The organism is Methyloglobulus sp. (genome assembly GCF_046714055.1).
GTDB lineage: Bacteria > Pseudomonadota > Gammaproteobacteria > Methylococcales > Methylomonadaceae > Methyloglobulus.
Map to the genome: position 1 here is coordinate 1 of NZ_JBKKBJ010000258.1, position 11,267 is coordinate 11,267.

The 11,267-nt window shown below is 48.6% G+C and carries 11 protein-coding genes and 1 tRNA gene; 3 read left to right on the forward strand and 9 right to left on the reverse strand.

The genetic code is table 11. The annotated features are described in order from the left end of the window. The 3 genes from ACLQ6D_RS15375 to ACLQ6D_RS15385 all read left to right on the forward strand — a co-directional run. Positions 1 to 306: integrase core domain-containing protein (locus tag ACLQ6D_RS15375; protein ID WP_411728194.1), on the forward strand; the 306-nt coding region annotated here is incomplete at its 5' end. 26 nt (positions 307 to 332) lie between these two features. Continuing rightward, the gene (locus ACLQ6D_RS15380; protein WP_411728195.1) at positions 333 to 1,424 is read left to right on the forward strand and encodes an AI-2E family transporter; all 1,092 of its coding nucleotides are present in this window, start codon (positions 333 to 335) and stop codon (positions 1,422 to 1,424) included. A gap of 205 nt (positions 1,425 to 1,629) precedes the next feature. Beyond that, positions 1,630 to 3,576: a heavy metal translocating P-type ATPase gene (locus ACLQ6D_RS15385; RefSeq protein ID WP_411728196.1), complete on the forward strand. Its 1,947-nt coding sequence runs from the start codon at positions 1,630 to 1,632 to the stop codon at positions 3,574 to 3,576. 180 nt (positions 3,577 to 3,756) lie between these two features. On the opposite strand, the gene ACLQ6D_RS15390 is transcribed toward ACLQ6D_RS15385, so the two are convergent. The 9 genes from ACLQ6D_RS15390 to tolR all read right to left on the reverse strand — a co-directional run bounded on the left by ACLQ6D_RS15390 (position 3,757) and on the right by tolR (position 11,133). Next, a protein-coding gene (locus tag ACLQ6D_RS15390; RefSeq protein ID WP_411728197.1) for an IS3 family transposase occupies positions 3,757 to 4,925 on the reverse strand; the annotation gives its coding sequence in 2 pieces (ribosomal slippage) (positions 3,757 to 4,652 and positions 4,652 to 4,925; 1,170 coding nt in all). Between the two features lie 335 nt (positions 4,926 to 5,260). After that, a tRNA-Lys gene (locus tag ACLQ6D_RS15395) sits at positions 5,261 to 5,336 on the reverse strand. A 52-nt stretch (positions 5,337 to 5,388) separates the two neighbouring features. After that, complete coding sequence (queC, locus tag ACLQ6D_RS15400; protein WP_411728198.1) at positions 5,389 to 6,060, reverse strand: 7-cyano-7-deazaguanine synthase QueC; 672 nt, start codon at positions 6,058 to 6,060, stop codon at positions 5,389 to 5,391. Between the two features lie 5 nt (positions 6,061 to 6,065). Continuing rightward, on the reverse strand, positions 6,066 to 6,710 hold the full coding sequence (gene queE / locus ACLQ6D_RS15405; protein WP_411728204.1) for a 7-carboxy-7-deazaguanine synthase QueE: 645 nt from the start codon (positions 6,708 to 6,710) through the stop codon (positions 6,066 to 6,068). Beyond that, a complete protein-coding gene (gene ybgF / locus ACLQ6D_RS15410; RefSeq protein ID WP_411728199.1) occupies positions 6,710 to 7,627 on the reverse strand; it encodes a tol-pal system protein YbgF in 918 nt (305 codons plus the stop codon). The genes queE and ybgF overlap by 1 nt, the downstream gene beginning before the upstream one ends. Before the next feature lie 6 nt (positions 7,628 to 7,633). After that, a complete protein-coding gene (gene pal / locus ACLQ6D_RS15415) occupies positions 7,634 to 8,194 on the reverse strand; it encodes a peptidoglycan-associated lipoprotein Pal (protein ID WP_411728200.1) in 561 nt (186 codons plus the stop codon). A gap of 51 nt (positions 8,195 to 8,245) precedes the next feature. After that, complete coding sequence (tolB, locus tag ACLQ6D_RS15420) at positions 8,246 to 9,487, reverse strand: Tol-Pal system beta propeller repeat protein TolB (RefSeq protein WP_411728201.1); 1,242 nt, start codon at positions 9,485 to 9,487, stop codon at positions 8,246 to 8,248. A 133-nt stretch (positions 9,488 to 9,620) separates the two neighbouring features. Further along, positions 9,621 to 10,724, reverse strand: a complete 1,104-nt coding sequence (tolA, locus tag ACLQ6D_RS15425) for a cell envelope integrity protein TolA (RefSeq protein ID WP_411728202.1) — start codon at positions 10,722 to 10,724, stop codon at positions 9,621 to 9,623. Positions 10,725 to 10,731: 7 nt separating this feature from the next. Then, positions 10,732 to 11,133, reverse strand: coding sequence for a protein TolR (gene tolR / locus ACLQ6D_RS15430; RefSeq protein ID WP_411728203.1), 402 nt, complete (start codon positions 11,131 to 11,133; stop codon positions 10,732 to 10,734). Positions 11,134 to 11,267: the final 134 nt, after the last annotated feature.

Genomic DNA, 11,267 nt, shown 5'->3' on the forward strand with positions numbered 1-11,267 from the left:
GGCAAGGAATACCGGGGGACTGACCGGCACGCCTTCGTCAAGGCCTGTGCACAGCAGGGCATCGGCCAGAAGTCCACCCGCGTCAACCGACCCCAAACCAACGGCAAGGCGGAACGGGTCATCCGCACCTTGATGGACATGGGGCACCGCCAACAAGTGTTCAAGGACGGGCAGCACCGCCATATCGAGCTGATGCGCTTCATTAACTCCTACAACACGGCCAAACCCCATAAGGGTTTGAATAACGCCACCCCTTATGAAATACTTACCGCTTATTTTAATCAACCCATCTATAAACAACCCTGAGATTTCTTACACCTAAAGCCAAGGTAATGAACGAATTTTTGCACAATTCCCCCCTCAAATATGTCATTCCCGGCATCTTGCTTGCCTGCCTTATCTGGCTTAGTTATGCGGTGCTACGTAATTTTTTGCTAATCATTACTTGGGCATTCATTATTGCTTATGTCATGTGGCCACCCTATCAATGGCTTAAGGCAAAATTAAATCACAATGCAACGCTGAGCGCTGCTGTCATGACGGGGGTTATTTCCACAGTGATTACACTGGCAATCTATTGGCTGGTGAGCATATTGCAAGCTGAAGTTAAAGTTATTTATCAAATTCTGTTACCGAACTTTGCACACCCACCCAAGCAATTACCTGACAGCGTCAGCCAAATCCCCTGGTTAGGTCATTATCTGCAACAGTATCTCGACCAATTAAATGCCGATGAAGCCGGGGTGAAAGCACAACTGGTCGATTGGGCAAAACAGTGGCTGGGTGAATTGGGCAACTTTCTTCGTGGTGTTGGTCGCCACATCATGCAACTTGGCTTCATTTTGGTGACGCTGTTCTTTTGTTTTCGTGATGGACAGCAAGCTGTCAAGCAATTACGGCAGGGTCTTGGCTATTTTTTAGGCGAATACCAGAACATTTATCTGCAAGCAGCCGGGGATACGGCGCGTGCGGTGGTTTATGGGCTGGTGCTTGCCGCTTTGGGGCAGGGTTTGATGGCGGGCATCGGCTATTCGGTTGCTGGAGTCAATGCGCCCGCATTATTGGGCGCAATTACCGCATTGTTGGCGATGGTTCCGATGGGAGCCACTTTGGTGTGGTTGCCTGTTAGTTTCGGCTTGATTCTTTCAAACCAAATCTGGCATGGAATCGGATTGTTGCTTTGGGGTGTTTTTGCCATTAGCACAGTGGATAACGTCATCCGGCCTTTGGTGATTAGTGGCGCCGGACGGATCCCTTTTTTAGTTGTCCTGTTCGGTGTTTTTGGCGGACTTACCGCTTTTGGCGCAGTCGGTTTGTTTTTAGGCCCGATCATCCTGTCGGTATTGCTGGCAGTATGGCAGGCATGGTTACGACAACTCTTAGTCAACAAGCAGAAATTACCAGGGAAAGAAAATCAAAATTGAGAAGTTGACATCCTGAGCTTGTCGAAGGACTGTGCAGAGTTTCCTTAGGTAGTTTTGGGTTAAACTTCTGCCAGAATCAACAATAAAGGCGGCAGGTATCCCGTGCTTGAAGTGGTTGACGTAGAACGTCACCGATTGGAATGTGCGGTCATTGAAGCGATCTGCCTCGAAAAAACAGCCACTTATATTCCTAAATCCAAAAAACATGACCTCAACCCAGCAAACAAGCCCTGAAAAAATCATTTTGCTGTTAAGTTTGCTGGGTATTTGTGTTTACCTGGTATTCCAGTATGCTTTGAAGATAGGTGATGAAACCTATACGCTATCGCTCAATGTTTCCTTAGCTTCAGCGGTCGCCAATATTTATCCCAATATCTATCAAGGTCAGCTTAGTTTTCCTGTTTCCTTGGTGCAAATGCCGTTGTACCTGGTATTAGCGCTGGGCGGAATTCCCCTGGTTTTCCAGATTATAGGGAAATTCCTGCAAGGTCACTTTGGCGCCGATTTATTGGCTGGACTGTCAATAGTCACAGCGGTTTTGCTGGGTGAGCATCTGGCCGGGAGTCTGGTGATATTAATGCTTTCCAGCGGTGTAGTGCTGGAATCGTATGCGGTAAAAAAGGCTTCTTCGGTGTTAGAGGCACTGGCTAAACGTATGCCATCCATTGCCCACAAAAAATCAGGCGAGGCGCTTTCTGACATTGCCACGGAACAGGTCAAAATTGGCGATACCTTATTGGTGCTCCCGCATGAGATTTGCCCAGTGGATGGCACGGTGCTGGAAGGGGGTGGGGCCATGGATGAATCCTATCTGACCGGCGAGCCGTACATGATGTCCAAGACCAGCGGCTCGCAAGTCATGTCAGGGGCGATTAACGGTGATTCGGCATTGACGATTCGTGCGGATAAACTGGCGGTTGATTCGCGGTATGCAAAAATCACGGAAGTCATGCGCGCTTCTGAACAGCACCGGCCTCGCCTTAGACGGTTAGGCGACCAGCTAGGTGCGCTTTACACGCCATTAGCCCTGATTATCGCCCTGGCAAGTTGGGTGATGACTGGCGATGTAGTCCGGTTTTTGGCGGTACTCGTGATCGCCACTCCGTGTCCTTTATTGATCGGCATACCGGTTACTATTATAAGTTCCATTTCACTGGCTGCACGGCGCGAAATTATCATCAAAAATCCAGCCATCCTGGAAACCATAGGCACTTGCCGGACTGCGATTTTTGATAAGACCGGCACACTCACCTATGGCCGCCCGTCCCTGACAAAATTGATTCCGACCAGCACTTATGATGAAAAAACCGTGCTGACTTTAATCGCCAGCCTGGAACGATATTCCAGGCATCCGCTATCCAATTCGATTGTCAGGGCGGCAGAAGCAGCAGGGTTGTCATTCCTTGCTGTCAATAATATCAAAGAGTTGGCTGGCGAAGGCGTGATAGGTGATGTGGCGGGGGAAAAAGTCCAGATTACCAGCCGTAAAAAAATTCTGGAACACCAGCCGGAAATCTTGAGTCAGTTGCCGCCCGTCAGTGGCGGTTTGGAATGTGTTGTCCTTATTGACGGCAACTACGCCGCCCTATTGCAATTCAGGGATGAAGTGCGCTCCGACAGTTCGTCGTTCATCAACCATTTACATCCTAAGCATTCGTTTGGCCGGGTTATGATCGTGTCAGGCGACAGGGAGTCGGAAGTCCGTTATCTTGCCGAACAAGTCGGCATAAAACATGTATTTTTTAGCCAAAGCCCCGAGCAGAAGCTGGAAATAGTCCGCAATGAAACCAAGGCTGCAAAAACCGTCTACCTGGGCGACGGAATCAATGATGCTCCGGCGCTGACTGCGGCGACCATAGGCATCGCCTTCGGCCAGAATAGCGATATTACGGGTGAGTCCGCCGATGCGGTGATCATGGATAGCTCGTTGCTGAAAGTCGATGAACTTTTTCATATTGGCGAGCGTATGCGTAGAATCGCTTTACAAAGTGCAATAGGCGGAATGGCATTGAGTTTGATAGGGATGGGTTTTGCCGGATTAGGCTATCTTTCGCCGGTAGCCGGGGCTATCACCCAGGAACTTATTGATGTCATTGCGATTTTAAATGCTTTTAGGGCAGCAATCCCGCCAAAAACACTTTCAGATTTTTAGCCATATTGCCCCCGAAAAACAGGGTACCAAGCGGGACTGGGTTTGCAACCCAGTCCCTAACGTTTCAAAACAACTTCAAGCTACAATGCGGTTAACGTAGCGTAGCAGAAACAATGCGGTCAGGTTTGCAAAACCCGTCCGGCTCAAGGGTGATCTTGCCCAGATTTCACGGACACCCCACTAAGCGACTTTTTTAGTTTCATTCGCTTCAAACGCGGCTGGGCTTAGATAGCCCAATTTCGAGTGAAGCCGTTTGCGATTGTAATACACTCCAATGTATTCGAACACCTGATACTTGGTATCGGAACGGGTTTTAAAGCGTTCGCCATGCACCGCTTCGACTTTAAAGCTGTGGTTCCAGCTTTCCATTGCCGCATTGTCATAGCAGTCGCCTTTCTTGCCCGTGCTGCAAATCAATTGGTGATTGCTGAAAAGTTTCTGGTAGGCAGACGGACAATACTGGCTGCCCCGGTCAGAATGGACTATCACGCCTTTTGGCATCTTTCGGTGCCATAATGCCATGATCAGGGCATCACACACCAGCGTTGCCGCCATCCGCTCATTAATTGCCCAGCCAATCACCCGCCTTGAATAAAGCTCAAGTACGACCGCCAAATACAGCCAACCTTCGTCCGTCCAGATATAGGTGATGTCCGACACCCATTTTTGGTTGGGCGCATCCGCCGTGAAGTTTTGCTCCAATAGGTTGGGGGCAACCGGTAAGCTATGGCGGCTATTCGTGGTCGCCTTGTATTTCCTGGCCGCCCTCGCCCGCCAGCCGTTGTCCCGCATGATCCTGGCGACGCGGTGCCGACCGGCTGCCTTGCCTTCGTCCCGAAGCCGCCGGGCGACCCTGGGTGCGCCAGGCCGTCCTTTTCCGTCCTCAAACACCCGTTTGATTTCAGCCTTCAGCATCTGCCTCGCTTGGTCTCTGGCTGAAGGTGGGCGCCGTTTCCAGCCATAATAACCGCTACGCGAAACCGACAGCAGGCGGCACATCAGTCCTACCGGGAAATGCTTTTCGTTAGCCTTAGTCATGGCGCACTTCACTTGGGCAGTTTTGCAAAGTACGCTGCCGCCTTTTTTAGGAAAGCCACCTCGTCTTCCAGGCGGGCATTGTCCCGTTTAAGGCGGGCCAGTTCGGCTTGCTGGAGCTTTTGTCCTTCAAACGGCTTGCCAGTTTCACGACGTTTTGTACGCCACGAATACAACATCGCTTCGGCGAGGCCTAAATCCTGCGCCACCTTGGGGATGCCATCCCGATCCGCCCGTCCTAATGCCTGTCCTTTAAACTGTGCGGTATATTTGTTGCGGACAACTGCGGTATTTGGTTCTTTTTTGGTTTTCATAGGTTACCTCGGTTTTAGAGATTACTCCCTTAGCCGAGTGTCCGCTAGAGTGGGGCAAGATCAGTATGCCATTACACACCTCCACGGACAACAACAAAGCAATGCACTGAGTATTGATCGAACAAACGATCATGCTTTAAATAATTTTTGTATTGGGTTGGATTTTTAGTCCAGGATTGGACTAAAGGGGATTGGTCTAACTGGTTCATTACGCCAACTCATTGAGCAAAAATAATGCAGAAGAGAAGTGCGCCTAAATTTGCGCCTTGCTGCGGTTATGTTGCTTCAACTCGACGGGCAATCTTGCTGATATGCTTAAGGATCAACGGCTTTGATGGTGGGTCGTGCGCGGCTCGAACGCGCGACAACCGCATTAAAAGTGCGATGCTCTACCAGCTGAGCTAACGACCCAACAAAGACTCATAATTATAACAATCAACAAAATCTTTGCAAGATTTTTCTATTATTGGTAACGAGTAGGGTCTCGTACCCCCGATTCGAGAAAACCTTGCATCCTTAGTCGGCAAGCATCACAAACTCTACATGCCCGGCCTTGGTCATCGGCGGAATAGCATGAGACGGTAGGCGCATAATTAACTCCAAGCTTAACACCCAACTTGATAATGTCGGCTTTACTTAGGGCAATGAGTGGGGTGTGTATGGCGAAATGTTCACCTTCTGCCCCGGCTTTGGTTGCAAGATTGGCCAGTTGTTGAAAAGCCTTTATGAATTCAGGCCTACAGTCGGGATAGCCGGAATAATCGACCGCGTTAACTCCAATAAAAATATCCCTTATTTTTAATACTTCCGCCCATCCCAAGGCAAAAGCCAGAAATATGGTATTCCGTGCCGGTACGTAAGTCACCGGTATGCCATCTTGGGGTTTATCAGGAACTTGGATTTTTTCATCGGTGAGCGCTGAACCACCTATGGCGTCAAGTCCAAGTTTGACGACTTTGTGTTCTTTTACCTGATACGTCTGAGCTATCTCACTGGCAGCCTTTATTTCGGCATGATGCCTTTGCCCATAATCGAAACTTAGGGCGTAACAATCAAGCCCCTGTTGCTTAGCAACGGCCAGCACGGTGATTGAATCTAACCCGCCAGATAAGAGGATGATCGCTTTTTTGGACATACGTACTACTTGCCTCGGACATCGTCCCAAAGCAATTTATGAAGCTGGATTTGGAAGCGCACAGGCAACCTGTCCTGTAGTATCTTATTGGCTAACTCGGTCGGGTTTTGCTGCCCCATAACAGGCGAAAACAATACCTCACAACAAACTGGCAAGTGGTATTCGGATAACATCTGCTTAGACCAACCGTAATCTTCTTCATTACCGATGACGAATTTGACCTGATCATTTTTGGTTAGGTACTGGATATTTTGATAGAGGTTTTTACTTAATTCCCCTGAACTGGGCGTTTTAAGATCCATCACCTTTATAACACGAGGGTCAACCGCTGAGACATCAATAGCACCGCTGGTTTCCAGAGAGACGATATACCCCAGATCGAGCAGCCTTGTCATCAACTCAAAGCACGAAGACTGTGCGAGCGGCTCTCCACCCGTGACCGTGACATAACGCGCTCCGTAGCTCTCGACTTCGGCAATAATGTCGCTGATGTCTTTTTTTTCGCCGCCAGTGAAGGCGTATTCGGTATCACAATAACTGCATCTTAAGGGACAGCCCGTGAGCCTGATAAAAACAGTGGGAATGCCGACTGTGTTGGACTCCCCTTGCAGGGAGTAAAAAATTTCCGTTATGCGCAACGAACTCACAATCAGGGCCCACTTCCATCAAGGATAAGCAGTTTTTTTTCCGCTAACCTTGCGGCTTTGGAACCCGAAAATCCAGTGGTCACTTGCATCAGGTATTCACGGGCTTTTGCCGAATTTTTCTCTTCCATTTCGATATACCCCAGTTTTAGCAAAGCATCAGGGACTTTTGCAGAGTTAGGATAGGTTTCGACAACAGCACTAAACGCTTTGCGGGCCGAGGCATTATCCAGATTAACCCGATGGGCTTCACCTAACCAATATTGTGCATTACCCGCGTAAGCGCTCCCTGGATGGTTGGCGATATAGGCATTGAATTCAGTTATAGCCTGGCTCGTCCGGCCATTTCTGAGATCATCATAGCCTTGTTGATATTCCTGTTTTTCAGCTTCGGGAACTTGGGCAGAGCTGGCGGCAGAAGATGTAGAAGATGCTTGAGCAGGATTAGGAACAGGTGTTTCCGCCGTATTTCCAATGGCATCGGATGGGTTGCCCTCTGATTGACCTTGAGGAACTGGCTGATCGCTGATTGCAGGTGCAGAGGATTCTGTTTCTGTTGAGCCTGACTCTGCGGGTACTGAAGCATCAGGAGGAGTTTCTGCTAACGGCGAACCGCCTGTACCGGATTTATTTTCAATGCTCTGTAGACGGTCATCGAAATCCGTATACATGGTTTTTTGCTGCTTTTTCAGATCTTCAATCTGAGACACTTGTTCCTCAACCTTGCCGGTGAGTTGCTGCACTTCAGCTTGCATTTGCTCTATCCGCTTCATCATCTCATAGGTTGTTGTTAATGATGCAGGTGGGTTGGGAGCATTAACCGCTGGATTGGGCGTTACCCCACCCGTACTCCCAACAACCGGAGGCAACTCAGCACAAGCCGTGCTACAAGCACACAATAACAAAGCAATCCGCGCATTCATCAATGCTTACCTCTGATAAGACAATTCAGCACGGCGATTGCGCTCGTAAGAGCTTTCATCACTACCAAATACGGCAGGCTTTTCTTCGCCATAACTAATCAGGGTCAATTGACCATCGGAAACGCCCTGTGTCCTCATCATCCCAGCGACCGCTTTTGCACGTTGGTCGCCCAAGGCAATGTTATATTCAGGTGAACCGCGTTCGTCCGCATGACCTTCCAGTGTCAATTTTTGGTTAGGATGGGCAACCAAATATTGGGCATGGGCATTTATCACTTGAATAAAATCCGGCTGGACTTCACTGCTATCCAGCATGAAGTAGATCGTACTTCTGGATAGCGGGTTATTCGGGTCGCTGAATTCGGGGCCTAAGAAGGCATTATTCCCAGAAACTCCTGTGTAACCTGATCCTGCCATGCCTGATAACCCGCTGGTCGATGCGTCGTTGATGCCGCTGGCTGCATTTTGTCCGGCACTGTCGAGGCTATCTGTCGCTTCGTCTTCACTACAACCGGATAAGGCGAATATAGCTACCAGTAAAACCCATAATAGTTTATTTAATTTCATAGTCTTTGTTCCTGAGAATGTTGATCGGTTTAGGGGAATTCGATGCGAAGCTTAGGGTGCCCAAGCAGGTTCGCGTACGCCACCATTGTTAAAAGCCAGTCTTTGCTGCATTTTACCATCTAAAGACACGGCGGATAAGTAAGCTGTGCCGCCTTTTTTGGTCGCGTACAGAATCATCGTGCCATTTGGCGCAAAACTGGGCGATTCATCGGCAGGGCCTGTCGTCAACACGTTGATCGACTTGCTGCCTACGTCCATCACGCCAATGCGGTAATCGCCGCCATTGCCATGCACCATTGCTATGCTTTTGCCATCGGGAGAAAAGCTGGCGCGGGCGTTATAATCGCCTGAAAACGTGATCCGTTTTTCCCCACCGCCAATGCTGGAGACTATATACAGTTGCGGTTTGCCGCCGCGATCTGAGGTGAATACGATGTTGCTGCCATCGGGCGACCAAACTGGTTCGGTGTCAATCGCAAAGCTTTTGGTCAATTTGGTTAATGCGCCGGTTCCCAGATTAAGGGTGTAAATATCTGGGCTACCATCTTTGGATAAGGTCAGCGCCAGTTTTGTGCCGTCGGGAGACCATGCAGGAGCGCCGTTGATGCCAGGGAATTCAGCCACGCGAGTCCGTTGGCCTGTCGCCAAAGTTTGCACATAAATGGCGGCGGGTTTGCGCTCAAAAGACACATAAGCAATTCTGCTTTTATCAGGCGACCATGACGGCGACATCAACGGCTCTTGTGATGTCGCTATGGTTTGCGGATCAAAGCCATCAGTATCGGCTATCTGGAGTTGGCTTTGCTGCTTGTTGTTGGTCACATACGCAATACGACCGCTGAATGCACCTTTTTTCCCAGTCAATTTTTCAAAGATCAGGTCGCTAATAAGGTGCGCCGTCCGTCGTAAATCAGCGGTGGACGAATTCATCTGATAACCCAGCAGTTGTCCGTTTTTCATGACATCCAGCAATTGGAACTGCACGTTGTACTGACCGCCAGCGCCACCGCCAACCTGACCCACCACCAGATAATTCTGGTTGAGTGCCTGCCATTCTGGAAACTGCACTGCCGAAGCAGAACTCGGCCTGCTCCGCATATATTGTTCAGCCAGCATTTTGAAATAGCCGCTACGCGCTAGATCGGCATTGACCACAGAACTGATGTCCACAGGTACGCCTGATGAAGCAAACGGTACGACAGCGACGGGAATGCCATCATCGGCGCTTTCGGTAATGTCGATAGTCAGTTCGGCCTGGCCCAACGGCGCGAAAGCTATCATTAAACCTAGCATTAGGATTTTTATAAGAAAATTCACGTTCCTACCTCAATAAGCTTCTAATTCAAAACAACTATATTGCGAAATATTATATATTTCTAACATTAATATATCATGAAGATCAATAAGATATTAGCAGTAGTTAAGGCTAGCTTCTAGCATTAAAAGTAAAAGCAATTGCTCGAAATTCTTTTAGCAAATTCTTATCTTTAGGAACAGGCAAGGGTGACGATCTATTGATGGCGTTTTCCACCGAACGGGCAAAAATATCGTTACCGTTACAACTGACCGTTGAATCCATCACTGTTCCATCTGAGGCTAACCTTAATCTAACATTGCAAGTAGAACCTGATGAACCTGGTGGAGCTATCCAGTTCCTGTGTACTTTTTGCTTAATAAGGCCTTCATACTTTTTCATTTCGTTTTCATTTGAAGCAACGAGTGCCTTCGCAGCATCGGCTTTCGCTTTTACAGCGGCTTCCAATTTGGCATTTTCGGCAGCGGCTAATTCGGCAATACGCTTTTCTGCGGCTTCCTTTTTTGCTTCTGCTTCCGCCGCTTTTTTAGCTTCTGCTTTTGCTTGCGCGGCGGCTTCCGCTTTGGCTTCGGCAGCAGCTTGTCTTTTAGCTTCGGATGCCGCAGCTTTCTTGGCCTCAGCTTTTGCCTGAGCCGCCGCTTCTGCCTTGGCTTTCGCGGCGGCCTCTTTCATTGCTTCTGCGGCTGCGGCTTTTTTTGCTTCAGCTTTTTCTTTGGCGGCAGCTGCTTTTTTAGCTTCTTCTTTTTCTTCTTTAGCTTTCCCCGCTTCCAGTTTTTTAGCCTCGGCTTTTTTCTCGTCGGCAGCTTTAGCGGCTTCTTCCTTCTTAGCTTCTGCTTTTTTGGCAGTTTCTAACTTCTTCGCTTCAACGTCCTCAAGTTTTTTTGCTTCGGCATTAGCTTTTGCATCCGCTTCCTTCTTGGCTTCCGCTTCTTTTTCCTTAAGCAATTCTGCTTTTTTAGCCTCCGCCTTTTCGGTTGCTAATGGCTGTTCTTTTTCCTGTTTTTGTTCAGTTGTCGACTTGGCTTTCTCGACATGCTTAGTTTTTGCTGGTGCTTGGGTTTCTTCTACAATCGTGGCATGAATGATGTCTTCATCCGGTTGCATCAGTTCCGCCTTAGGTTTGAACAACGCGCTTAAGGCAAACAAGCCCAGCAAAGTTAGATGCAATGCCAAGGCTAAAATGAATGCCCTGGTAAGCTTTTTTTGACTATCCATTTATATCTTATTGGTCGTCATCCGACTTGGTCATTAACCCCACATTGGGTACGCCCGCATTTTTTAGTGATGCCATAACCGTCACTACAGAACCATAATCCACGCTTTTATCCGCATTAATCAGCACTTGTGGGCTTTTGTTGTTGCTTAACACATCCTCAACCCGCGCATTGATTTCCTCCGGCTGGACAAGATCATCCGTCACACCATCGACGTTAATAAAATATTGGCCTTCTTTCTTGATGGAAATAACGATGGGCGGCACACCCTCTTTTTGCTCGACGGTTGCCGATTCCGCTTTCGGCAGATCAACTTCTACACCCGTTTGCAACATGGGCGTGGTAATCATAAAAATAATCAACAGTACCAAGGTCACGTCGATATAAGGGACGACGTTGATTTCGCCCATTGGCTTTCTGCGCTTATTTTTTCTCATTTCATGTGCGCCTGTCTTTGTAATAAGACCACGAATTCTTCGACAAACAACTCGTACCGGCCCGTTAAGCTATCCAATCTCGTAGAAAAACGGTTGTAGGCGATCAC

What these genes read in the sequence shown, in the direction of transcription:
- ACLQ6D_RS15380 (WP_411728195.1), top strand. Translation starts at nt 333, where the DNA reads ATGAACGAATTTTTGCACAATTCCCCCCTCAAATATGTCATTCCCGGC.
- ACLQ6D_RS15385 (WP_411728196.1), top strand. Translation starts at nt 1,630, where the DNA reads ATGACCTCAACCCAGCAAACAAGCCCTGAAAAAATCATTTTGCTGTTA.
- queC (WP_411728198.1), bottom strand. Translation starts at nt 6,060, where the DNA reads ATGTCCAAAAAAGCGATCATCCTCTTATCTGGCGGGTTAGATTCAATC.
- ybgF (WP_411728199.1), bottom strand. Translation starts at nt 7,627, where the DNA reads ATGAATGCGCGGATTGCTTTGTTATTGTGTGCTTGTAGCACGGCTTGT.
- pal (WP_411728200.1), bottom strand. Translation starts at nt 8,194, where the DNA reads ATGAAATTAAATAAACTATTATGGGTTTTACTGGTAGCTATATTCGCC.
- tolB (WP_411728201.1), bottom strand. Translation starts at nt 9,487, where the DNA reads ATGCTAGGTTTAATGATAGCTTTCGCGCCGTTGGGCCAGGCCGAACTG.
- tolA (WP_411728202.1), bottom strand. Translation starts at nt 10,724, where the DNA reads ATGGATAGTCAAAAAAAGCTTACCAGGGCATTCATTTTAGCCTTGGCA.
- tolR (WP_411728203.1), bottom strand. Translation starts at nt 11,133, where the DNA reads ATGGGCGAAATCAACGTCGTCCCTTATATCGACGTGACCTTGGTACTG.